The organism is Phytobacter palmae, assembly GCF_039409775.1.
Taxonomy (GTDB): Bacteria; Pseudomonadota; Gammaproteobacteria; order Enterobacterales; family Enterobacteriaceae; genus Phytobacter; species Phytobacter palmae.
Genome location: NZ_JBCIVJ010000002.1, coordinates 119,777 through 143,625, shown reverse-complemented (window position 1 = coordinate 143,625; position 23,849 = coordinate 119,777). Strand labels below are relative to the sequence as shown.

Sequence of the window (23,849 nt, the reverse complement as noted above, 5' to 3'; positions counted from 1 at the left end):
AAAAAAGGCATGATAAAAGTGTGGAAATCGTGAAACGAGCGAAGGGGACTGGTCAGCGGAACCCTTCCGCCGACAGTAAACTCCCTATCTTTAACTACAGCCCCTTAAACAGTTGCAGCAGCGTGTCTACCTGCTCATCGGGCGGCATCAGATCTTTTTTGACAATCAAATGCAGCGGCGTGGCGCGACGCGAACCGTGGCTGAGCGGCAGGATTTTCAGCACCCCGCTGGAGAGCAGAGACTGGATGCGCTCCTCGGGCAGCCAGCCGTAGCCCACCTGATATTGCACTGCTTCTACGGCAGCATCGATGGTAGAAAAAGTCCATGACTCGCCGCTCTCCAGGGGAAGGCGATTTTCACGGTCTGCTATACGAATCAGTGGCCAGGCGGCGAGAATATCCTCAGTAATCGTGGTTTCGGCGCAAAGGGGATGGTCCCGGTGGGCGACAGCGACAAAATCAATATTCATCAGCCATTCACCGCGCCCGGTCATGTCCTGGCGACGGGTCAGCACCAGCACATCGGCTTCGGCGTGGGCGGGGCGCTCCACAGAGGCGTTTTCAAGCACTTCGGTCAGATGCACCTGCGTTTGCGGATAGCGCTGCTGAAACTGGCGCAAAATGGCAAACAACCGTGAGCGGGGAAAGATGCTGTCGACGACCAGGTCGAGCCGGGTCCGTTGCCCGTTGCGTAGTGTGACCGCCCGGGTTTCAACGTAGTCGAACGCTTTAAGTAACGGTTTAACCTGATTAAGCAACAGCTCGCCAGCAGGAGTAAGTACCGCACGGCGGCCTTCCTGTATCAGCAATGCCACACCCAGACGCTCCTGTAATAGCGCCAGGTTGTAGCTGACGGATGACTGGCTACGGTGAGTCTCTTCGGCGGCCTTCGCAAAACTGCCCAGCTCTACTACCTTTTGCAGTAGCGACCATTGTTCAAGGGTGGTTTTATGCATAAATCATCTAAAAAATGAATGAATTTAATTCAAACATAGCGTTATTCATTCATTTTTTGAAGCGGTACGATCTTCTTATCAACTAAGAGGAGCACAATTATGAGCAGCTTTGATAAACATGATCTGAGCGGTTTTGTCGGCAAACATCTGGTTTATACCTACGATAACGGCTGGAACTACGAGATTTATGTCAAAAACGAGACTACCCTGGACTACCGTATTCATAGCGGTATCGTGGCGAATCGTTGGGTGAAAAATCAGCAGGCTTACATTGTACGTGTTGGCGAGAGCATTTATAAAATCTCCTGGACCGAGCCGACAGGCACTGACGTGAGTTTGATCGTAAACCTCGGCGATCGCCTGTTTCATGGCACGATCTTCTTCCCACGTTGGGTGATCAACAATCCGGAAAAAACCGTCTGTTTCCAGAACGATCATATTCCGCTGATGGAATCCTATCGTGAGGCAGGGCCGGCCTATCCGACCGAAGTGATTGATGAATTTGCGACTATTACATTTGTGCGCGACTGTGGCGCAGACAATGACAGCGTCATCGCCTGCGCAGCCAGTGAACTTCCGGCGGATTTCCCGAACAACCTGCGCTAACGCAGGCTAGCCGGGCAGGCGATTTTTCGGCCTGCCCGGGCCAAGCATAATGGCCAGTTTGCTTCCGCCAGTGGTGGTTTCCATCCATATTTTACAGACGCTGGTAAGTGGCACAGAAAGTAGCATCCCCACCGGACCGAGCAACCAGCCCCAAATCAGTAGCGAAAGAAAAACCACCAGTGTCGACATACCGAGTCTGTGACCCATCATGCGTGGCTCCAGAATATTGCCAATAACCATATGCACGATGAGAAACAGGGCGCCGACCAGAAGCCACTCATATGGGCCATTAAAGAGCAAAGCCTGAATCATCGGTGGGATCGCAGAAAGCACCGATCCGATATTCGGCACGTAATTAAGCAGAAATGCCAGTACCCCCCACATGAGCGCAAACTGAATGTCCATAATGGCCAGCCCCGCCCAGACGATCACTCCCGTCCACAGACTGAGCAGCGTTTTTAGCGCCAGATAGTGAGAGACGCCCTTAAGCGCGCGGTGTAAACCGGCGATATGAATCTGTGGATTATTCAGGGCGAAACGCATTTTATAGGGCACGTGACGCACTTCGAAGAGCATGAATACCGTGGTCATTACCAGTAAAACGATACTCGCCATCGCGTTAGACAGTTGCGTCATCATCGTCGTGGCAAAACTCATCACCCGCTCAGAATCCATTCGTTGCAGCATTCGTTCTGGCGATATATGCAGGTGCAGAAAGGGGAGCGCATCCTGAATCTGGAGAAATTTACGCGTGAACTCCCGATTGTATTTCGGCAGCATCGTCATGAATTCATTCACTGAGGCGGCCAGCACACCAACCAGCGCGGTCAGGAAGATCAGCATCACCAGTACCACAATAGCGATGGCGACAGGTCGTTTCACACCCCGGCGAAGAAACCAGGTCACCAGCGGGTTAAGCACGATGGCGAAAAAGAGCGCCAGTAATAATTGAACAATGATATCGGCGGCGGCATGAATACCGGCCAGAATAATGACCAGTGAGGCCAGTTTGAGAAGAATATGTAAACCCGCACGATCGGGTTGGGGCTGTGTCATGGGCAATTCCTTTTTCTATACCGCCCGATAAGTGTAGCCACTGGCGGGCGCTTCGCCCGAGGCAGATATTCTTAAACTGCATGCTGATTTCCAGTCCATGACGTGGTAATAGTGAAACATCGTTGTGAAAATCTGGTGAACCCCATGCCCGAACAAGCCGCTGAACCGGCGCTAAGCGGATTACGTCTTAATCTGCGGATTCTCTCCGTCGTTATCTTCAACTTCGCAAGTTACCTCACGATAGGTTTGCCACTGGCGGTTTTGCCAGGCTATGTCCATGAAACGCTGGGGTATAGCGCCTTCTGGGCAGGGCTGGTTATCAGCCTGCAATACTTCGCCACCCTTATGAGTCGTCCACATGCCGGACGCTACGCCGATATGCTCGGTCCGAAAAAGGTGGTGGTGTTTGGCCTCTGTGGCGCGTTCATTTGCGGGTTGAGTTACCTGCTGGCGGATCTGCAAAGCGCCTCGCCGCTGGTGAGCCTGGTGCTGCTCTGTACAGGGCGCATCATTCTCGGTATCGGGCAAAGTTTTGCCGGGACCGGGTCGATGCTATGGGGCGTAGGGGTGGTCGGTTCACTGCATATTGCCCGCGTTATTTCCTGGAACGGTATTGCAACCTATGGCGCAATGGCGCTGGGGGCACCGCTTGGCGTCATTTGCTACAACTACGCCGGACTGAGTGGCCTGGGTGGCTTCATTATGGCGGTGGCGTTTGTTGCCATTGCCTGTGCGTTGCCGCGTGCGGCGGTAAAAGCCAGCAAAGGTAAGCCACTGCCGTTTCGTGCGGTGCTCGGGTTTGTCTGGATCTATGGGATGGGGCTGGCGCTGGGTACGGCCGGATTTGGCGTTATTGCCACCTTTATTACCTTCTTTTATGACGCTAAAGGGTGGGATGGCGCCGCCTTCGCCCTGACGCTGTTTAGCCTGGCGTTTGTAGGCTCACGGCTGGTTTTCCCGAACAGTATTAACCGCCTGGGTGGCCTGAATGTGGCGATGATAAGCCTTGCTGTGGAAGTGGTCGGCCTTATTCTGGTGGGGATCGCCGATGCCCCGCTGGTGGCGAAAATAGGGGTTTTCCTGACCGGGGCCGGTTTCTCTCTGGTCTTCCCGGCGCTGGGGGTGGTGGCGGTCAAAGCCGTGCCGCAGCACAATCAGGGCGCGGCGTTGGGCACATATACGGTGTTTATGGATCTGTCGCTGGGGATAACCGGGCCGCTTGCCGGGCTGTTGATGGCATGGTCAGGGGTATCGATGGTTTATCTGCTGACGGCGGTGCTGGTGGCGGGGGCTTTATTGCTGACGTGGCGGCTAAAAAAACGGCCTCCGCTGGAGGCCGTTTCCTGATTACTTGATGACCAGGGTGTTAACAATGTTTTCCGCTGCGGTCTGCGCCTGCTGCTGGTTATCGGCCGGCAGCGTTACCTGCAACGTCAGCAGTTTGTTGTCCACTTTACCCAGCACCACGGTAGACCAGGCCGTTTGACCTTTGGCGGAGATGATGCTGTCGAGCTGCTGCATCTTCTGGCCTTTCAGTTCGATAGACTTGTTGGTCACGACCTGCAGCTGCGGGTCGCGGTTGCGCTGCTGGTCTTCCAGGCGTTTTGCCAGCGTATCCAGCCCTTCCTGAGTGTCGTCGCCCACAATTACAATCACCGCTTTCTGACCGGTTGAGTCAGAGTAAACGTGCATATTATTAGACTGCGTACCCAGTTTGCCGCTTTGGTCGGTCATGTCTGCGGGCAGCGAGAAGCTGAGTTTGCCATCAAGCAGCGTCACCGGTTGCCCGGTCGCGTTGCTTTCTGCGGAAGCCCCTTGTGCGGGCGTTTTTTTGCTGTCGCTGTTGTCGCAGGCCGCCAGACCCATCACCAGCAGGCCAATACCGACATATTTAACCAGATTGCGCATTGACTTCTTCCTTTCGATAAACAGCCATAACGGCTCATGCGGGCCATCTTACCACAACTGGCAACGCGTACTCTTAACTGGCCTGTAACGCTGATATTTCAGATTTGTCTGCCAGTCTTTTCAACAGCATATTCAACAACACGCCATACATCGGCAGGAAGAAGGCGATGCTGATAATGACCTTAAAGGCGTAATCCACCAGCGCGATTTCCATCCAGTGTTCAGCCATAAACGGGTCCGGGCTGTGCCAGAAGGCGATGAAGAAAAAGGCGAGGGTGTCGCTGGCGTTACCGAACACCGTGGAGGCCGCAGGTGCCATCCACCAGCGTTTGTTCTGACGCAGGCGGTTAAACACATGCACGTCAAGGATCTGCCCCAACGCGTAAGCCATAAAGCTGGCGGTGGCGATACGGGCAACGAACAGGTTGAAATGGGTCAATGCTTCAAAGCCCTGCCAGCTTCCCATATAAAACAGTGAAGATATGCCGTAGGAGATAACCAGCGCAGGCACCATCACGGCGAAAATAATCCGTCGGGCGAGCGGCGCGCCAAAAATACGCACGGTCAAATCTGTCGCAAGGAAAATAAACGGGAAACTGAATGCGCCCCAGGTGGTGTGGAAGCCGAAAATACTGACCGGTAGCTGTACCAGATAGTTGCTGGAGGTGATCACCAGCAGGTGAAAAAGGGATAGCCAGAACAGCGCTTTCATGCGCTGAGTTTGCGAAAACTGCGTCATATTGTGACCTTTTTAGTGTTTGGGGTGAGGGAACCCAATAAACATGTAACGCCTTATCTTCGTTGCCCTTTTCATATCGGGAAGCACTGGTCATCTTCACGTACTCCGTGTACGTAACGATGCCGGCGTGCTGGCCTCAAACAAACGGGCTGCGCCAATAATGCGTGTTGATACTGTGCAAAGCCGCAGAATGATACTGCAACATTTTGGCGATGCAATGGTTATTTTTAACGCAATCGTTAACCTGGCTTGCGTCATAAAATGGGCAGCGTAAACTAATGCCGTTTTTCCCCCGTGTGAGATGAAAATGACCGACCTGTTTATTACCGCCGACCATACTCTTGATGCGCTGGGCCTGCGTTGCCCTGAGCCGGTGATGATGGTGCGCAAAACCGTACGCAACATGCAGCCGGGTGAAACCCTGCTGGTGATTGCCGACGATCCGGCGACCACCCGCGACATTCCAGGTTTCTGCCGTTTTATGGAACATGAACTGGTGGCCCATGAAACACAATCGCTGCCGTATCGCTATCTGGTGCGTAAAGGACAATAACTCCCCCATGACAGGCCGCGTTTTTACGCCGTTTGCGATCCTTGCCACCATTCTAAACCGTTGTTTCATTTTTTAGCGCTTTTTGTGAGGCGCTTCACCCTCCCTTTTTCAGCGGTAGTCTAGTTTTTAAGCGTAAAAATAAAACATTGTTTTAACATTTACCTTTCACTGCCCTGGAGAAGACCCGATGAAAACGACTTTCAAGCCGTTGCTGGCCGCGTTGTGCCTGTCCACCGTGTCACTGTTATCTGTATCCGCTGTTAACGCACAGACGATTAAAGCTGCCGATGTGCATCCGGAAGGCTATCCCAATATTGTTGCTGTGCAGAATATGGGGGAAAAACTCAAACAACAAACAGACGGTAAGCTGGAGATTAAAGTCTTTCCTGGCGGCGTCCTGGGCGATGAAAAACAGATGATCGAGCAGGCGCAAATGGGCGCAATCGATATGATTCGCGTCTCAATGGCACCCGTTGCCGCCATTCTCCCGGATATTGAGGTGTTCACCCTGCCGTATGTGTTTCGTGATGAAGACCATATGCATAAAGTCATTGATGGCGATATCGGTAAAGAGATCGGCGATAAGCTGACCGCCAATCCAAAATCGAGGCTGGTATTTCTTGGCTGGATGGACTCTGGTACGCGCAATCTCATCACTAAAAAACCGGTTGTGAAGCCTGAGGATTTGAACGGAATGAAAATTCGCGTTCAGGGCAGCCCCGTCGCACTGGCGACGTTAAAGCAGATGGGGGCTAACTCGGTGGCGATGGGGGTGAGTGAGGTGTACAGCGGCATGCAAACGGGCGTAATTGATGGCGCGGAAAACAATCCGCCGACGTTTATTGCCCATAACTATATGCCGGTCGCCAAAAACTATACCCTCAGCGGCCACTTTATTACCCCCGAAATGCTGCTCTACTCGAAAGTGAAATGGGACAAACTCAGTGCGGATGATCAGAAAAAAATCCTCGCCCTGGCACGTGAAGCCCAGTTTGAACAGCGCAAGCTTTGGGAAGCCTATACCCAGCAGGCGCTGGATAAAATGAAAGCAGGCGGCGTGCAATTTCATGACATCGATAAATCGGTGTTTATTAAAGCGACAGAGCCGGTGCGAGCCCAGTATGGCGACAAGCACCAGGATCTGATGAAAGCTATCGCTGACGTCAAATAACCCCCACTTTCTGCGGAGAACCTATGTCAGAACTCTACTTAAAGTGGATGGATCGTCTGTACCTGCTTGCCATGACGGTAGCCGGAATATCATTACTGGTGATGACGATCGTCATTCCGATTGGCATTTTCTCGCGTTACGTATTGAATCGCGGAGAGTCATGGCCGGAGCCCATTGCCATCATCTGCATGGTCACTTTTACCTTCATTGGCGCGGCGGTGGGTTACCGCGCCGGTTCCCACATTGCGGTCAATATGCTCACGGATCGTCTGCCTGACATGCTAAAGACCGTATGCGCGCGGCTTGTCGATCTGCTGATGCTGCTCATCTCTCTGATAATGTGCTGGTACAGCTACTGGCTGTGCGTGGAACTGTGGGAACAACCTGTCGCGGAATTTCCTTTACTGACCTCAGGCGAAAGTTATCTGCCGTTGCCGGTAGGATCGGCCATTCTGATCCTGTTTGTGCTTGAACGATTGTTGTTCGGTTCGCAGGAGAACCGCCCGGTCGTGCTGATTGGTAATCATGGGTAAGGGGTGAAAAATGGATGCATTTGTCTTGTTGTTCACCCTCGCCATTTTGCTGGCGCTGGGGATGCCGGTCGCTTTTGCGGTTGGTTTGAGCGCAGTAGCCGGGGCGCTGTGGATTGATCTGCCTTTGGAGGCGCTGATGATCCAGATAACCAGCGGGGTGAACAAATTCACGCTGCTGGCAATTCCGTTTTTTATTCTGGCGGGGGCGATCATGGCGGAAGGGGGGATAGCCCGGCGGCTGGTCAACTTCGCCTACTTGTTTGTTGGCTTTATCCGCGGCGGGCTGTCGCTGGTGAACATTGTCGCATCGACCTTTTTTGGCGCGATTTCTGGCTCGTCGGTCGCCGATACGGCGTCAATCGGCAGCGTGATGATCCCGGAAATGGAAAAGAAAGGATATCCGCGCGAATACGCGGCGGCGGTGACAGCCAGCGGCTCGGTACAGGCGATTTTGATCCCGCCCAGCCATAACTCGGTCATTTACTCGCTGGCGGCAGGGGGCACGGTATCTATTGCGACGCTGTTTATCGCAGGTGTCCTGCCGGGCTTACTGTTGGGTTTGTGCCTGATGATTTTGTGTCTGGGTTTTGCCCACAAACGCGGTTACCCGAAAGGGGAGCGGATTCCGTTTAAGCAGGCGATCCGGATGTTCGTTGATGCGCTATGGGGGCTGATGACGGTCGTGATTATTCTCGGCGGCATTCTCTCCGGGATTTTTACCGCCACTGAATCTGCCGCTGTTGCCTGCCTGTGGGCCTTCTTCGTCACCATGTTCATTTACCGTGATTACAAATGGAATGAGCTGCCAAAATTAATGTGTCGCACGGTTAAGACCGTAACCATTGTGATGATTTTAATTGGTTTTGCCGCCGCTTTCGGCGCGGTGATGACCTATATGCAGCTTCCGGTGCGTATCACCGAATTCTTTACTTCGCTGTCGGATAACAAGTACGTCATTTTGATGTACCTGAATGTCATGCTGCTGCTGATTGGCACCTTGATGGATATGGCGCCGATCATCTTGATCCTGACGCCAGTGCTGTTACCGGTTACGAATGCACTGGGTATCGATCCGGTTCATTTTGGCATGATCATGATGGTTAATCTCGGGATCGGCTTAATTACCCCGCCGGTGGGATCGGTATTGTTCGTCGCCAGTGCGGTGAGTAAGCAGAAGATTGAAACGGTGGTGAAGGCGATGCTGCCGTTTTACGCGATGCTGTTGGTTGTGCTGGGAATGGTGACCTATATTCCGGCGATTTCTCTCTGGCTGCCAGGGATGCTGGGAATGCAATGAGAACGTCCCGGGTGCGGCAAGGCCTTACCCGGGCGACTCTTTGACCGTAGATGCGGTGAACGTTTAGTCACGCTGACCCGTTCATATATTCGGAGGTTCCATTTCGCCATGAACAAAAGGTGAAAGGGGGCCACCTCCTGAGCCGCATATTCTCCTTACCCTCGCGCTCTCCCCTCCGGGGAGAGCGCTATCGTGCATTTTTAAAAATGTAGCCCGGACTTGCGAAGTGACATCCGGGTTTTTTATCTGCGTAATAAACGAAGCGCGTTGGCGGTTACCAGCACCGTGGCGCCGGTATCTGCCAGTACCGCCAGCCACAGGCCCGTTATCCCGAGCAGTGTTGTCACCAGGAAAATCGCTTTCAGCCCCAGAGCGATAGCGATGTTCTGCCGGATGTTGGCCTGCGTGGCGCGGGCAAGGTGAATCATCTGCGCCAGCCCACTCAGCCGGTTATGGGTTAACGCTGCATCGGCGGTTTCCAGCGCCACGTCCGTCCCGCTGCCCATCGCAATGCCTATCGTCGCGGCTTTCATCGCCGGGGCATCGTTGATACCGTCGCCAATCATCGCCAGCGGAGCATCTTTGTTCAGCATAGTCACTGCGCTCACCTTGTCTTCTGGCAAGAGACCGGCGCGGAAGTCCATCTGCAACTCTCCGGCAATGGCGGCAGCGGCACGCGGGTTATCGCCGGTCAACATCACACCTTCCACGCCCAGGTTACGGAGTGCGGCTATGGCTTCCCGCGCATCTTCTCGCAGGGTATCGCGCAGCGACAGGTAACCAATAACAACGCCATCACGCAGAGCGACGATCACCGTTTCCCCCTGGCTTTCGCGGGCATTGATATCAGCCAGCAGCGTGGCATCCAGCACCTCTGGCGGCAGTTTATCCGGGGCACTCAGGCGGATGTGCTCGCCCTCAACCCGGGCTTCAATACCTTTCCCCGTCAGCGTGCGTTGTTCAGTAGCCGGAGGCGGCGCCAGTTTGCGCGCCAGTGCTTCCTGCACAATAGCCTGCGCCAGCGGGTGGGTCGAACCCTGCTCTACGGCAGCGCTCAATGTCAGCAGGGTCTCATCGTTACTCCCGGCCAGTGGATATACGCCGACAACCTGAGGTTTACCGATGGTCAGTGTGCCGGTTTTATCAAACGCCACATGCTGAATGCGGCCGAGCTGTTCCAGCGCCGCGCCGCCTTTAATCAGCGCGCCACGACGTGCCGCCGCTGCCAGGCCTGATGTGATGGCGGCAGGTGTTGAGATAACCAGTGCGCACGGGCAACCAATCAACAGCAACGTCAGCCCTTTGTAGATCCATGCCAGCCAGCTTGCTGAGAACAGTAACGGCGGCAACACAGCGACCAGCAGGGCGATGACCATAATCACCGGGGTGTAAATTCGGCTAAAGCGATCAATAAAGCGTTCAATGGGCGCGCGGCGCTCCTCGGCTTCTTCTATCAGTTTGAGGATACGGTCAATGGCGCTCTCGCCGGGGCGGGAAACCACTTCCAGCGTCACCAGTCTGTCAACGCTGGTTGCCCCCGCAGGAATACTGTCGCCCTTGCTGTGCTCGACGGGCAGGGATTCACCAGTCAATGCGCTCTCATCAAAGCTGGCGAACGACGTCAAAAGCTTGCCATCCGCCGGTAAACGCCCACCTGCCGGGACTTCAATAACATCGCCGGGGCGCAGTTCCTGTGCGCTAATGGTTTGCCGCTCGCCCTCGTGGATGCGTGTGGCGGTGTCGGGTTTTAGCGCCATCAGCGCGCTCACCCCTTTTCTGGCGCGGCTGGCTGCCCAGCCTTCAAGCCGCTCACCCACCAGGAACAGCAGCAGCACCATGGCGGCTTCTGCCGTCGCACCGATAAACAGCGCACCGATGGCTGCAACGCTCATCAATGTTTCGATAGCAAACCAGCTACCGCTACGCATCAGGCGCAGTGCCTGACGCGCAATGGGATAGAGCCCCACCAGCGTGGTCACGATAAAAGCCGTCTGGCCCAGCGGATGGTTAAATTGCTCCAGCAGCCAGCTGACACCCATCAGCACCATCAGTACCAGAAGCGGCATATTCTCCTGCCAGCGCGACGGGGCGGACGCCCCGGGGGCATTTTCATCATGGACAGCGTACCCGGCCTGCTGAACGGCTTTTTCCACCTGCCGGCGAATATCGTTATCGGCAATGACCGTAAGTTTTTCGGTAGCGAAGGCGACCTGGACCTGATTGACCCCGGCTATCTGGCGAACGGCATTTTCAACCTTACGGGCGCAGGCTGCGCAGTCCATTCCCGTCACCAGCCAGCTGTAACGTTCGCCGCTGACACTTTCGACAGGCGAGGCGGGCGTTTCACAGGGGATATCGCATGCACATGACGCAGTTTTCTCCGGCAATGGGCGAAGTTTCATAGCCGCAAACTGCGGGGGCTTTTTATTATCGAGGGGTGTCATGGCATCCTCCGGTGAATGATAATTTTCTCATTAACCGGAGGATACACTCTGGAGTCGACTCCAGAGTCAAGCGTTTTAAATGTACAACGAACGGACGATCAGGAAGTGCCCGGCAAAGTAGCAGGCAGCGGAGATCGCGTTATCGGCACGAAAGCGGCGACGATAGTGGCTACCCAGCCAGATAACGTTGCTTATCAGCAGCAGCGCCGCCCCAACAAACGCAGAGAGTGCCGGACTGGTAGGACGGAAAAACCACAGTTCACCCGCCAGCCAGACCATCACCAGCGTCATGGCGATAAATGTACAAACGGGTAAACGCAGCTCTTCCAGACGTGACCAAATCACCGCAATCAGCAGGGCGCCAACAACCAGCAGCACAACCGGCAGCGGCCAGAAGAAGGAGAGCGACATCCGTGTTGCGAAATAGATGGTGTAAAGCAGATGGGCAAGGAAGAAAGCGCCAATGGCGTAAAGCAGTTGCTGGCGCGGCAGTAAGGTTAGCGCATCGCCAATCAACGAGGCGCACAACCCGGCGAGTACAAGGTAGCTGATGGCATCAAACATCGGGGCTTGCCAGGCCAGTAAGAGTAATAGCAGCAGCGTGACAGGTTTGAAGACCCAACGCTGCCAGACAGGCCCACGATAGGAAGCATCCACATACAGCCAGGCGGAAAAACAGACAGCAATAAATGACCAAAGCATATTAAGTCCCTGAATCCGTTATTGTATCGCGAGCACCATGCCCACGGCTCTATTTATGAGTTTAGTGGTCGTAACTGGTGAATGACAATGTTACGGAAGACAGGGGAATCTTAAAATGGTGCCTTTTATTTTTTCGCTTTCAGCTTTTTCAGCCAGATCAGCAGCTCAAAAACGCCAAAAACAAAGATGCGAAACTCTTCGAACCGCGTCATTTGCGGGCCATCTTTCGGCAGCGTTTTTTTCATCATCGTCGCCTGTATGGCGTGCATAAAGATGGTGAAAAACAGCGCCACGTTGACGAAAATATTGAGCGGTTTAGGAAACGGGGAAAACAGATTCAGCAGTAAAAAAGCCCAGATAAAGAGCATTAATAGTCGTCCCAGATTAATCAGTATGCTCATCTTCCTCTCCTTGTGATTCACGCTGATATAAGCGATAGGCAACCTGTCCCGCGACTTTCTCCCGGTGCAAACTCCAGCTTGCCGGGACCGGTGGCAGGCCATTTTCTACTTCGCTTTCAACATAGATTAGTGCGCCATTTGCCAGCCAACCGTTGTTTTCCAGCAGGGTTAATGTCTCTTCGAGCATCCCTTTGCGAAACGGCGGGTCGACAAACACAATATCGTGCGGGGTACCGGTTTGGGCGAGATACGCCAGTGTGTTCCCGGTGATCACTTTGCCGTTGGCGGCTTTTAATGTTGCAAGGTTTTGCTGTAACTGATGTGCGACGCCGCGTTCCATTTCAAGTAGCGTGGCACTGGCGGCGTAGCGCGACAAGGCCTCTAAGCCCAGCGCGCCGCTTCCGGCGAAGCAGTCGAGACAACGCGCGTCGACCATGGACGGCGCCAGCCAGTTAAACAGGGTTTCGCGCACGCGGTCAGTTGTCGGGCGCAGGCCAGGGCTATCCGGCACCGGGAGTTTGCGTCCCCGCCATTGCCCACCAATAATACGTATCTGGCCGGTGGCGGCCCGATTGGGTTTCTTCATGGTTATCGCTTAGCTCATCATTTCGGCCTGCTATTCTAGCGATGCCCGGCGCGGCGCGAAACCTTAATCCGCAGGCGGTGATGCGAGTTAAGGAAAGTGATAGACTATCTCTCTAATTAACCCTAATTTTCAGCCCTGTTGCGCCAGTACGGGCTGCGCCATGAATAAACCGCGAGGAGTGTAGTCGCAAATGGCAGATGAGAAGAAACGTGGCTTTTTTTCCTGGCTGGGCTTTGGGCAAAAAGATCAGGTAAAAGAAAAAGAAGCGGAGCAGGCAGCCGAAACGCAGCCGCCGCATACTCAGGAAGAGAGCGAAACCTTTGCAGAAGAGGTCGTTGAGGTTACTGAAAAGCTGGTTGAAAGCGAAAAGCCGCAGCCAGTAGAAGAGGTTACACAGCCTGAGATCGTTGCGCGCGAAGAACTGCCGCTTCCCGAAGAGGTGAGCGAACCGGAAAGTGCCGCGCAAGAGTGGCAACCGGAGCAAGAGCCGGTCGACGAAGACGCAGCGATCAGCGATGAAGAGCTGGAAGCTCAGGCGCTGGCTGCCGAGGCCGCCGAGGAAGCGCTGGTGGTGGTGCCGCTTGACGAAGCCGAAGAGCCAGACCAGGAGATTGCTGATGAGGCCGTTATTGAACAGGAGAAACCGACTAAAGAGGGTTTCTTTGCACGCCTCAAACGCAGCCTGCTGAAAACGAAAGAGAATCTCGGTTCCGGATTTATCAGTCTGTTCCGTGGTAAAAAAATCGACGATGATCTCTTCGAAGAACTGGAAGAGCAGTTACTGATTGCCGACGTCGGTGTGGAAACCACGCGTAAAATTATTACGAGTCTGACGGAGGGCGCGTCGCGCAAACAACTGCGTGATGCCGAGGCACTGTATGGTTTGCTCAAAGAAGAGATGGGTGACATCCTTGCCAAAGTTGATGAACCGCTGAATGTTGAAGGCAAAACACCGTTTGTTATTCTGATGGTTGGCGTCAACGGGGTGGGTAAAACGACCACCATTGGTAAACTGGCGCGTCAGTTTGAACAACAGGGCAAATCGGTGATGCTGGCGGCCGGGGATACCTTCCGTGCTGCGGCTGTCGAGCAGTTGCAGGTGTGGGGGGAGCGTAACAATATTCCGGTTATCGCCCAGCATACGGGGGCCGACTCAGCCTCGGTGATTTTCGATGCCATCCAGGCCGCAAAAGCGCGTCATGTGGATGTGCTCATCGCCGACACCGCCGGGCGCTTGCAGAATAAAGCGCACCTGATGGAAGAGTTGAAAAAAATCGTTCGTGTGATGAAAAAGCTGGACGAAGACGCACCGCATGAAGTGATGCTGACCATTGATGCCAGCACCGGGCAGAATGCAGTAAGCCAGGCCAAACTGTTCCATGAAGCCGTTGGCCTGACAGGTATCACCCTCACCAAGCTGGACGGTACGGCGAAGGGCGGTGTGATTTTCTCGGTAGCGGACCAGTTTGGTATTCCTATCCGCTACATTGGGGTCGGCGAACGAATTGAGGATCTACGTCCGTTTAACGCGGGCGATTTTATAGAGGCACTTTTTGCCCGAGAGGATTAACAATGATTCGCTTTGAACACGTCAGCAAAGCCTATCTCGGTGGGAGACAAGCGTTGCAGGGGGTGACATTCCATCTGCAACCGGGCGAGATGGCCTTTCTGACCGGCCACTCCGGCGCAGGGAAAAGTACCCTGCTCAAGCTTATCTGTGGCATTGAGCGGCCAAGCGCCGGGAAAATTGTGTTTGGCGGGCACGACATTACGCGCCTGAAAAACCGTGAAGTGCCCTTTCTGCGTCGGCAGATCGGCATGATTTTCCAGGATCACCATTTGCTGATGGACAGGACGGTCTATGACAACGTGGCTATTCCGTTGATCATTGCCGGGGCCAGCGGTGATGACATCCGTCGTCGTGTTTCTGCGGCGCTGGATAAGGTGGGTCTGCTCGACAAAGCGAAGAGTTTTCCGATTCAGCTTTCCGGTGGTGAACAACAGCGCGTGGGTATTGCCCGCGCGGTAGTGAACAAACCTGCGGTGCTGCTGGCGGACGAACCGACCGGTAACCTGGACGAGGCCCTTTCAGAAGGGATTTTACGTCTGTTTGAGGAGTTCAATCGTGTTGGGGTCACTGTGTTGATGGCGACGCACGATCTGGGGCTGATTTCCCGGCGTTCGTACCGCATGCTGACTTTAAGCGATGGCCATTTGCATGGAGGCCTGGCGGGTGAATAAGCGTGATGCATTGAATCAAATGCGGCAATTTGGCAGCAAACTTGACCGTTTTCGTAAATCGGCAAGCGGTGCCGGTGATGCAGGCCGTAACGCGCCGCGACGTGGTAAAGGTGCGCCGAAAGTCAGTTCGCGTAAGACCAACGTCTTTAACGAACAGGTGCGTTATGCCTTCCACGGTGCGTTACAGGACCTGAAAAGCAAACCTTTTGCCACGTTCCTGACGGTAATGGTGATTGCCATTTCCCTGACGCTGCCAAGTGTCTGCTATATGGTGTACAAAAATGTTAACCAGGCAGCTTCGCAGTATTATCCATCCCCGCAAATTACGGTCTATTTCGATAAGGCGCTGGATGACGACGCAGCGGCACAGGTGGTGGGTCAGCTCCAGGCTGAGCAGGGGGTGGAGAAGGTAAACTACCTTTCCCGTGAGGATGCGCTCGGTGAATTCCGCAACTGGTCTGGTTTTGGCGGTGCGCTGGATATGCTTGAAGAGAACCCGCTGCCTGCGGTGGCGGTGGTGATTCCCAAACTCGATTTCCAGAGCACAGAATCGCTAAAAACCCTGCGCGATCGTATTTCGAAACTGCACGGTATTGATGAAGTGCGGATGGACGACAGCTGGTTTGCCCGCCTTGCGGCGCTAACCGGGCTGGTTGGCCGGGTATCGGCAATGATTGGCGTACTGATGGTCGCGGCGGTGTTCCTCGTTATCGGCAACAGTGTCCGTCTGAGCATCTTTGCCCGACGCGACACGATTAACGTACAAAAATTGATTGGCGCAACGGACGGATTTATTCTGCGTCCTTTCCTGTATGGCGGGGCGCTGTTGGGGTTTAGTGGCGCGTTTTTATCTCTGATTCTTTCTGAGATTCTGGTGCTGCGACTCTCCTCTGCGGTGAGCGAAGTGGCGCAGGTATTCGGAACGAAGTTCGATCTGGACGGCCTGTCGTTTGATGAATGTCTGCTGTTGCTGCTGGTGTGCTCAATGATTGGCTGGGTCGCTGCCTGGCTTGCAACTGTGCAACATTTACGTCACTTTACTCCGCAGTAAAAAAAGTCTGATATACTCTTTCCCTGCAATGCAGTATTCCCGTCGCAGGGAAAGCGTATAGCGTATATCTCCTTTCCTTTGCCGCGGTTTTTCATTCTTATGTCACATTTTGTGCCTAATTTATTCACAATCCAGCCTGGAACTTGTGGATAAAATCACTGTCTGATACAAGAGTGGATGATATTCTCGTTGCTCATTAACGCTGGCATGTTTGTTGCCTGATGGGGACAGACCGCCGCCAGTCGAATGTAATTTGAGAGGATTTGAATGACCAAAGAAATGCAAACTTTAGCTTTAGCCCCTGTTGGTAACCTGGAGTCTTATATCCGGGCCGCTAACGCATGGCCGATGTTGACGGCTGATGAAGAAAGGGCACTGGCTGAAAAGCTGCATTACCAGGGCGATCTGGAAGCAGCTAAGAAGCTGATCCTGTCACACCTGCGCTTTGTTGTTCATATTGCTCGTAACTATTCGGGCTATGGTCTGCCGCAGGCGGATCTGATCCAGGAAGGCAATATCGGCCTGATGAAAGCCGTACGTCGCTTCAATCCCGAAGTGGGTGTGCGCCTCGTCTCTTTCGCCGTGCACTGGATTAAAGCTGAGATTCACGAATACGTGCTGCGTAACTGGCGTATTGTGAAAGTCGCGACCACGAAAGCACAGCGTAAGTTGTTCTTTAACCTGCGTAAAACCAAGCAGCGTCTGGGCTGGTTTAACCAGGACGAAGTGGAAATGGTGGCCCGTGAACTGGGCGTGACCAGCAAAGACGTGCGTGAAATGGAATCACGTATGGCGGCGCAGGACATGACTTTCGATATGTCGCCAGATGATGAATCTTCCGATAGCCAGCCTATGGCACCGGTTCTTTATCTGCAGGACAAATCGTCGAACTTTGCCGATGGCATTGAAGACGATAACTGGGAAGAGCAGGCTGCTAATAAGCTGACGGATGCGATGCAAGGTCTCGACGAGCGTAGCCAGGCGATTATTCGCGCACGCTGGCTGGATGAAGAGAACAAAACAACGCTGCAGGAACTGGCAGATCGTTACGGCGTTTCCGCCGAACGTGTGCGTCAGCTGGAAAAGAACGCGATGAAAAAACTGCGTGCCGCGATCGAAGCGTAACGCTGCGCGTTAAAAAATGGGCCGGGTCAGCGAGAGCTACCCGGCTTTTTGTTTTCTGGCGTTCAGTTTTTTGTTTTCAGAGCTGGAGCCGGAGGTATGTGGTCCGGATAAGGCGGCGCCACATCCTGGGGCAGACAGTCCAGCAATACCTTAAACGCCGATTCCATCTCCTCTTCCTCCATGGCGGCAAACCCCATCAGCAGACCTTTTAATGGTTTATCGCCGGAGTAGTACCGTGACAACGCTCGCACCAGAATCCCCCGCTCATTCGCACGTCTGGCAAGCGCAACGTCATCACACTCAGCAGGCAGTGAAAGTACCAGGTGCAGACCGGCATTGTCGTTATATTCGCTTAGCGCCTCTTTACCCAGCGCATCGATAATCAGGCCCGCCAGTCGGGCGCGGCGACGGGCGTAGAGCAGACGCATCCGCCGGATATGTGCCGTGTAATGTCCTTCGGTAATAAACTGTGCGAGCGCCTCCTGGTCCAGCAATCGGCCGCCGCGATACAGCTCTGCATGCGCCGTCTTTAGCGCCTGCATCAATGGTTGCGGCAATACCAGATAACCCAGACGCAGTCCTGGGTAGAGTGTTTTGCTGAATGTCCCGGTGTAGATAACCGGCGCGTCATCAACCAGCCCCTGTAGCGCGGGGATCGGCTGGCCGGAAAAGCGAAACTCGCTGTCGTAATCATCCTCAACAATCCAGCTTCCCGTTTGCCGCGCCAGCGCCAGCAGGCGCTGTCGTCGCTCCAGGCTCATTACACAGCCCAGCGGATACTGATGAGAAGGGGTCACAAAAATTAGTCTGGGGGGCGTGTACCCGACCTCCGGTGGTTGCATGCCGGAATGATCGACATCAATAGCCTGGAGGTCGACGCCATTCATCGCCAATACGTTACGTATGCCCCAGTAGGCTGGCTCTTCAATCCATGCGCTATCGCCGGGATTACACAACATACGCGACACCAGATCGATGGCCTGGTGTATACCCTCGGTTATCAGAATTTGCCCGGCGCTACAGCGCACGGAGCGGGTGACGCGCAGATATTCCACCAGCGCCTGTTGCAACGCCTGGCTACCGCCTGCATTGCTGTATGAGAGTTGGCTGGCCTGAGGTTTGCGGCTGATACGTGCCTGGATTTTTCGAAACAGAGCGTGTGGAAAAGCACTGACATCAGGCACGCCGGGTAAAAATGCTCCCCACTGACGCGGGCTGGCGCTGCTTTTTTGCAGTAACGCCTGCCCCCGTGAGGAAAGATGAGAGGGGAGATCGCCCGCGGCGCGTCCGGCAGGCGACAGGGGCGCCGAGAGCAGACTATCAGGCACCGTTTGTGCCACAAAGGTACCGCTTCCGGCACGGGAAACGACATATCCTTCCGCCACAAGCTGTTCGTAAACCGTCAGCACCGTGTTGCGCGAGAGGCGGAGCTCTGCGGCTAAATCCCGGCTCGGCGGCAGGCGGCTTTGCGGGGCCAGGCTCCCTTCGAGGATCGACAGGCGAATCGCGTTATATAATTTCTTATGCAGTTTGCCTTCGGTTTGTTCGTCCAGACGCAACTGCAGTAAATCACACACGAGCGAACGCAAATTGGATCCCTTAATTATTCAAAACTGGTACTCGATTATAGGACCGCTTGTGTCATTGTTGCAAAAGAGGGTTGCTGCGAAATGAATCAATGACGGGGGGAGTTTAAGGTGAAGAATAACGAATTACATCAACGCCGTTTACAGGCGACACCGCGTGGTATTGGCGTGATGTGCGGCTTCTATGCTGAGAAAGCAGAAAACGCCACACTGTGGGATGTGGAAGGCAACGAAGTCATCGATTTCGCCGCCGGGATTGCGGTCCTCAATACCGGGCATCGCCATCCTAAAGTTGTTGCAGCAGTGGAAAAACAGTTACAGGCATTTACCCATACGGCATATCAGATTGTCCCTTACGAAAGCTACGTCTCGCTGGCAGAGCGCATTAATGAACGTGTACCGGTAGACGGCCCGGCGAAAACGGCTTTTTTCTCGACCGGGGCTGAAGCGCTGGAAAACGCGGTGAAAATTGCCCGCGCCTATACCAAACGACCGGGTGTCATTACCTTCGGCGGCGGTTTCCACGGACGTACCTATATGACCATGGCGCTGACCGGCAAAGTGGCGCCGTACAAAATCGGTTTTGGCCCGTTCCCGGGATCGATTTTCCATGCGCAATTCCCGAATGCGTTGCATGAAGTAAGTACGGCTGATGCGCTAAAAAGTCTGGATCGTATTTTTAAAGCGGATATCGCCCCCGATCAGGTTGCTGCCATTTTACTGGAACCGGTACAGGGCGAAGGTGGCTTTAATATCGCCCCTGACGATTTTATGCAGGCGCTGCGTAAACTGTGTGATACCCACGGTATTTTGCTGATTACCGATGAGGTGCAGTCCGGTTTTGCGCGTACCGGTAAACTCTTCGCGGTGGAACATTACAGTGTCAAACCGGACTTGATCACCATGGCGAAAAGCCTGGCAGGTGGCCTGCCGCTGTCTGCGGTGGCGGGGCGTGCGGAGGTCATGGACGCACCAGCGCCGGGCGGTTTGGGCGGTACTTATGCCGGTAACCCTTTGGCCGTAGCCGCCGCACACGCCGTAATGGATGTGATTGACGAAGAGAACCTGTGTGAACGCGCGAACCACCTGGGTAAACATTTGGTTGAAGTGCTGACTAAAGCGAAAGCGGACTGTCCGTACATCGCGGATATTCGCGCCCAGGGTTCTATGGTGGCCGTGGAATTTAACGATCCGCAAAGCGGGGAACCCTCGGCGGAATTCACTAAACAGGTACAGGATAAAGCACTGGCCGCCGGGCTGCTGCTGTTGAGTTGCGGCGTCTACGGCAACGTGATTCGCTTCCTCTATCCGCTGACTATTCCGGAAGTTCAGTTCCGTAAAGCGCTGGATATTCTCTACCAGTCGCTGACCCACTAATTTATCTGCTCAATGAAAGCCGCCCCCTGGCGGCTTTCTTACTCACTGTCATCCGACTGTTATATAACCTTCAAAATTGTTGTTTCAAATTTCAGAAAATGGGGTATGTTTTAGCAGAGAATGCTGCCAGGACACGGGCGGCATGCTTGCTGGCTACTATCATATTCTTTGCTTATGACCGCCAGCAAAATAATGTGTCAAACAACAACATCACAACAAATGCAATCACCATAAACAATGGGGAATCTCAGGATGAAAATGACGGGTAAAGCGTTACTGGCAGGATGTGTCGCGTTAGCGATGAGCAACATGGCATTCGCGAAAGATATTAAAGTTGCTGTCGTGGGTGCGATGTCTGGCCCGGTTGCGCAATACGGTGATCAGGAGTTTACTGGCGCTGAGCAGGCTGTTGCTGATATCAACGCCAAAGGCGGTATCAAAGGCGACAAGCTGGTTATCACGAAATATGATGATGCCTGCGACCCGAAACAAGCTGTTGCAGTAGCGAACAAAGTGGTTAACGACGGCATCAAATATGTTATTGGTCACCTGTGCTCCTCTTCCACCCAGCCTGCGTCTGATATTTATGAAGACGAAGGTATTCTGATGATTACGCCAGCAGCGACCGCACCGGAGCTGACTGCTCGCGGTTATAAACTGACTCTGCGTACCACCGGTCTGGACTCTGATCAGGGCCCGACTGCGGCAAAATACATTCTGGAACACGTTAAACCGCAGCGTATTGCTGTTATCCATGATAAACAGCAGTATGGCGAAGGTCTGGCTCGTGCCGTACAGGATGGCCTGAAAAAAGGCGGTGCGAATGTGGTGTTCTTTGACGGTATCACTGCTGGCGAGAAAGACTTCTCGACGCTGGTTGCGCGTCTGAAAAAAGAAAACATCGACTTCGTTTACTACGGTGGCTACCACCCGGAAATGGGCCAGATCCTGCGTCAGGCTCGTGCTGCAGGTCTGCAAACCAAATTCATGGGGCCGGAAGGCGTAGCGAACGTTTCCCTGTCTAACATTGCGGGCGGCTCTGCCGAAGGCATGTTAGTGACCAAACCGAAGAACTACGATCAGGTTCCGGCGAACAAACCTATCGTAGAGGCGATCAAAGCGAAGAAACAGGATCCGAGCGGCGCATTTGTATGGACTACCTACGCTGCGTTGCAGTCTCTGGCTGCTGGTCTGAACCAGTCTTCCGACCCGGCGGCTATTGCGACCTGGCTGAAAGGCAACTCTGTTGAGACCGTTATGGGGCCGTTGTTCTGGGACGAGAAGGGTGACCTGAAAGGCTTTGAGTTTGGCGTGTTTACCTGGCACGCGAATGGCACCGCGACAGACGCAAAATAAACAGTAAACGGCAACCTGACCGTCGCCTTTCGCACCGCAAGTGCGTTGGCTACATCCCTTAACCCCGGTCACTTACTCATCTCCCTGCGGGAGAGGAGTGGGGGAAGGGCATCAGGCTGCACAGCGATAAATGTAAACGGCAACCCTGAGGGTTGCCGTTTTTACGTCGTTGGGGTTTCCCGGATGCGCTGCATTTATCCGGGTTACGCTTCTATATGCTTCACCCAGCCATCTTTTTGCGCGGTAAACCCCATCGCCTGAGCGAATGCGGCCATTACGCTGCGATCTTCCACGCCGGCTTCGGTTATCCACCAGGTGGTGATATTCGGATTATCGCGGATCACTTCTTCGAGCAAATATTGGCCAACGCCACGGCGACGGGTGACATCACGCACGCGCAGGGAGTCCAGAGCTGCCTGAGTGCCACTCAGGGTCACGCGAACAGCGCCTAATAGCCGGTCGTTAAAACGCGCCGCATAAATGCGATGCGTTTCGTCAACCTCCAGCGATGCAGGGGAGTACTCAGGCCAGACTTTAGCTAAATCAATATGATCCTGCTCGGTAAAACTTACCAGATGGATAATGGTCAATTTCATTCACAGCTTGTCCATGTCTCAAAAGATAACTGCAGTGTAAACAATTTCCTCTGACGCAGGCTGTTACTTTTTTATTTTTCGGTTTGCAGGCGATTACTTTTGAGCCAGGCGTTGCGGCAGATTTAAACATTAGGGATCGAAAAACAGGTAGCATTTTCCCCTGAAAGGTAGCGTTTTATTCCGCTCATTGTGCCATTATTTTATGCTGTAAACTGAACTTTTTTGGTTTATCTCCAGCGTAATTCAGAATATTATCTCTGCTTAATCGCCTGAAAAATAGAGTATTTAGTCTGGTTTTTGCCAAAAAACTGCGCTAAACCATTCATGGCGCTGGTAAAAATAGCGTTGTCTATAAAAAGTACAGAATGCTTTTTAACCATAAAAAAACAATATATTTACACACGACATCACGAACGAGGATTGCAGAATGAGAAGGAACGCGAAGACATTAATCGCGGGGATGGTTGCACTTGCGATGTCTCACGCGACCATGGCGAAGGATATAAAAGTTGCGGTTGTGGGGGCGATGTCCGGTCCGATTGCTCAATGGGGCGATATGGAGTTCAACGGTGCGCGCCAGGCTATCAAAGATATCAACGCTAAAGGCGGCGTTAAGGGCGACAAACTGGTCGCTGTGGAATATGACGACGCCTGTGACCCGAAACAAGCCGTTGCGGTGGCGAATAAAGTCGTTAACGACGGTATCAAATACGTTATTGGACATCTCTGCTCATCGTCAACGCAGCCTGCGTCTGACATCTACGAAGACGAAGGCATTCTGATGATCTCCCCTGGCGCGACCAACCCGGAACTGACCCAGCGCGGCTATCAGCACATCATGCGTACTGCGGGCCTGGACTCATCTCAGGGGCCGACCGCCGCGAAATATATTCTTGGCACGGTTAAGCCGCAGCGTATTGCCATTATTCACGACAAGCAGCAGTACGGTGAAGGTCTGGCGCGTTCCGTTCAGGAAGGGCTGAAAGCTGGCGGCGCAAACATCGTATTCTTTGACGGTATCACCGCCGGTGAGAAAGACTTCTCCGCGCTGATTGCTCGCCTGAAGAAAGAAAATATCGATTTTGTCTACTACGGTGGTTATTACCCGGAGATGGGGCAGATTCTGCGTCAGGCGCGTGCGAATGGCCTGCAGACCCGGTTTATGGGGCCGGAAGGCGTAGGTAACGCATCTCTTTCCAACATTGCGGGCGATGCGGCGGAAGGCATGCTGGTGACGATGCCGAAGCGTTACGATCAGGATCCGGCTAACCAGGCTATCGTTGACGCGTTAAAAGCCGAGAAGAAAGATCCGAGTGGTCCGTATGTCTGGATCACCTATGCCGCAGTACAGTCTCTGGCGCAGGCAATGGAGCGTTCTGGCAGCAATGAACCGCTCGCGCTGGTGAAAGATTTAAAAGCTAACGGAGCTAAAACCGTGATTGGGCCGCTGAACTGGGATGAGAAAGGCGATTTGAAAGGATTTGATTTCGGAGTCTTCCAGTGGCACGCCGATGGTTCGTCCACGGTAGCCAAATAATTATCCCGCCGCCCGTGCAATACGGGCGG

At 53.8% G+C, this 23,849-nt stretch carries 23 protein-coding genes; 13 read left to right on the top strand and 10 right to left on the bottom strand.

Going from position 1 to position 23,849, the window contains the following annotated elements; translation table 11 throughout:
* Positions 1–94 precede the first annotated feature (94 nt).
* Entirely contained in the window at positions 95–955 is an 861-nt protein-coding gene (locus tag AAIG39_RS03355; protein ID WP_343193183.1) for a LysR family transcriptional regulator, read from the bottom strand.
* A gap of 99 nt (positions 956–1,054) precedes the next feature.
* Here AAIG39_RS03355 and AAIG39_RS03350 point away from each other — a divergent pair, with 99 nt between their 5' ends.
* A complete protein-coding gene (locus AAIG39_RS03350) occupies positions 1,055–1,561 on the top strand; it encodes a phenolic acid decarboxylase (RefSeq protein WP_090083890.1) in 507 nt (168 codons plus the stop codon).
* 6 nt (positions 1,562–1,567) lie between these two features.
* Here the strand turns inward: AAIG39_RS03350 and AAIG39_RS03345 are convergent, their stop codons facing one another.
* Positions 1,568–2,617, bottom strand: a complete 1,050-nt coding sequence (locus AAIG39_RS03345; protein WP_090083892.1) for an AI-2E family transporter — start codon at positions 2,615–2,617, stop codon at positions 1,568–1,570.
* A gap of 144 nt (positions 2,618–2,761) precedes the next feature.
* Between AAIG39_RS03345 and AAIG39_RS03340 the strand changes: the two genes are divergently transcribed.
* The gene (locus AAIG39_RS03340) at positions 2,762–3,964 is read left to right on the top strand and encodes an MFS transporter (RefSeq protein ID WP_090083893.1); all 1,203 of its coding nucleotides are present in this window, start codon (positions 2,762–2,764) and stop codon (positions 3,962–3,964) included.
* Here the strand turns inward: AAIG39_RS03340 and AAIG39_RS03335 are convergent, their stop codons facing one another.
* Entirely contained in the window at positions 3,965–4,525 is a 561-nt protein-coding gene (locus AAIG39_RS03335) for a DcrB family lipoprotein (protein ID WP_041851322.1), read from the bottom strand.
* Positions 4,526–4,598: 73 nt separating this feature from the next.
* A complete protein-coding gene (locus AAIG39_RS03330) occupies positions 4,599–5,264 on the bottom strand; it encodes a 7-cyano-7-deazaguanine/7-aminomethyl-7-deazaguanine transporter (protein WP_090083895.1) in 666 nt (221 codons plus the stop codon).
* A 307-nt stretch (positions 5,265–5,571) separates the two neighbouring features.
* On the opposite strand from AAIG39_RS03330, the gene tusA reads away from it, so the two are divergent.
* From tusA to AAIG39_RS03310, 4 genes are all read left to right on the top strand, one after another.
* On the top strand, positions 5,572–5,817 hold the full coding sequence (gene tusA / locus AAIG39_RS03325) for a sulfurtransferase TusA (RefSeq protein WP_090084089.1): 246 nt from the start codon (positions 5,572–5,574) through the stop codon (positions 5,815–5,817).
* Positions 5,818–6,004: 187 nt separating this feature from the next.
* A complete protein-coding gene (locus AAIG39_RS03320; RefSeq protein WP_090083897.1) occupies positions 6,005–6,988 on the top strand; it encodes a TRAP transporter substrate-binding protein in 984 nt (327 codons plus the stop codon).
* Positions 6,989–7,011: 23 nt separating this feature from the next.
* Complete coding sequence (locus AAIG39_RS03315) at positions 7,012–7,521, top strand: TRAP transporter small permease (protein WP_343193182.1); 510 nt, start codon at positions 7,012–7,014, stop codon at positions 7,519–7,521.
* A gap of 10 nt (positions 7,522–7,531) precedes the next feature.
* On the top strand, positions 7,532–8,818 hold the full coding sequence (locus AAIG39_RS03310; protein WP_090083901.1) for a TRAP transporter large permease: 1,287 nt from the start codon (positions 7,532–7,534) through the stop codon (positions 8,816–8,818).
* Positions 8,819–9,060: 242 nt separating this feature from the next.
* Here the strand turns inward: AAIG39_RS03310 and zntA are convergent, their stop codons facing one another.
* From zntA to rsmD, 4 genes are all read right to left on the bottom strand, one after another.
* Positions 9,061–11,262, bottom strand: coding sequence for a Zn(II)/Cd(II)/Pb(II) translocating P-type ATPase ZntA (gene zntA / locus AAIG39_RS03305; protein WP_343193181.1), 2,202 nt, complete (start codon positions 11,260–11,262; stop codon positions 9,061–9,063).
* Positions 11,263–11,337: 75 nt separating this feature from the next.
* Positions 11,338–11,964: a lysoplasmalogenase gene (locus AAIG39_RS03300; protein WP_343193180.1), complete on the bottom strand. Its 627-nt coding sequence runs from the start codon at positions 11,962–11,964 to the stop codon at positions 11,338–11,340.
* Positions 11,965–12,089: 125 nt separating this feature from the next.
* Complete coding sequence (locus AAIG39_RS03295; protein ID WP_090083906.1) at positions 12,090–12,365, bottom strand: DUF1145 family protein; 276 nt, start codon at positions 12,363–12,365, stop codon at positions 12,090–12,092.
* Positions 12,349–12,951, bottom strand: a complete 603-nt coding sequence (gene rsmD, locus AAIG39_RS03290; protein WP_343193179.1) for a 16S rRNA (guanine(966)-N(2))-methyltransferase — start codon at positions 12,949–12,951, stop codon at positions 12,349–12,351. The genes AAIG39_RS03295 and rsmD overlap by 17 nt, the downstream gene beginning before the upstream one ends.
* Before the next feature lie 190 nt (positions 12,952–13,141).
* Here rsmD and ftsY point away from each other — a divergent pair, with 190 nt between their 5' ends.
* The 4 genes from ftsY (at position 13,142) to rpoH (ending at position 17,368) form a co-directional block, all read left to right on the top strand.
* On the top strand, positions 13,142–14,521 hold the full coding sequence (gene ftsY / locus AAIG39_RS03285; RefSeq protein ID WP_343193178.1) for a signal recognition particle-docking protein FtsY: 1,380 nt from the start codon (positions 13,142–13,144) through the stop codon (positions 14,519–14,521).
* 2 nt (positions 14,522–14,523) lie between these two features.
* Entirely contained in the window at positions 14,524–15,192 is a 669-nt protein-coding gene (gene ftsE, locus AAIG39_RS03280) for a cell division ATP-binding protein FtsE (protein ID WP_090083910.1), read from the top strand.
* The gene (gene ftsX, locus AAIG39_RS03275; protein WP_090083911.1) at positions 15,185–16,243 is read left to right on the top strand and encodes a permease-like cell division protein FtsX; all 1,059 of its coding nucleotides are present in this window, start codon (positions 15,185–15,187) and stop codon (positions 16,241–16,243) included. Before ftsE ends, ftsX begins: the two co-directional genes overlap by 8 nt.
* Positions 16,244–16,510: 267 nt before the next feature.
* Positions 16,511–17,368 (top strand): RNA polymerase sigma factor RpoH, encoded by an 858-nt coding sequence (gene rpoH, locus AAIG39_RS03270; protein ID WP_041851334.1) that lies wholly within the window; start codon positions 16,511–16,513, stop codon positions 17,366–17,368.
* Positions 17,369–17,430: 62 nt separating this feature from the next.
* On the opposite strand, the gene pdxR is transcribed toward rpoH, so the two are convergent.
* Complete coding sequence (gene pdxR / locus AAIG39_RS03265) at positions 17,431–18,957, bottom strand: MocR-like pyridoxine biosynthesis transcription factor PdxR (RefSeq protein ID WP_343193177.1); 1,527 nt, start codon at positions 18,955–18,957, stop codon at positions 17,431–17,433.
* Positions 18,958–19,065: 108 nt separating this feature from the next.
* On the opposite strand from pdxR, the gene AAIG39_RS03260 reads away from it, so the two are divergent.
* Positions 19,066–20,331: a 4-aminobutyrate--2-oxoglutarate transaminase gene (locus tag AAIG39_RS03260; RefSeq protein WP_343193176.1), complete on the top strand. Its 1,266-nt coding sequence runs from the start codon at positions 19,066–19,068 to the stop codon at positions 20,329–20,331.
* Between the two features lie 252 nt (positions 20,332–20,583).
* Entirely contained in the window at positions 20,584–21,687 is a 1,104-nt protein-coding gene (locus AAIG39_RS03255; RefSeq protein ID WP_343193175.1) for a branched-chain amino acid ABC transporter substrate-binding protein, read from the top strand.
* A gap of 203 nt (positions 21,688–21,890) precedes the next feature.
* Here the strand turns inward: AAIG39_RS03255 and panM are convergent, their stop codons facing one another.
* Positions 21,891–22,283 carry an aspartate 1-decarboxylase autocleavage activator PanM gene (panM, locus tag AAIG39_RS03250; RefSeq protein ID WP_090083917.1) on the bottom strand — a complete coding sequence of 131 codons (393 nt, stop codon included), beginning with the start codon at positions 22,281–22,283 and terminating at the stop codon, positions 21,891–21,893.
* 427 nt (positions 22,284–22,710) lie between these two features.
* Between panM and livK the strand changes: the two genes are divergently transcribed.
* Positions 22,711–23,820, top strand: a complete 1,110-nt coding sequence (gene livK, locus AAIG39_RS03245; RefSeq protein WP_090083919.1) for a high-affinity branched-chain amino acid ABC transporter substrate-binding protein LivK — start codon at positions 22,711–22,713, stop codon at positions 23,818–23,820.
* Positions 23,821–23,849: the final 29 nt, after the last annotated feature.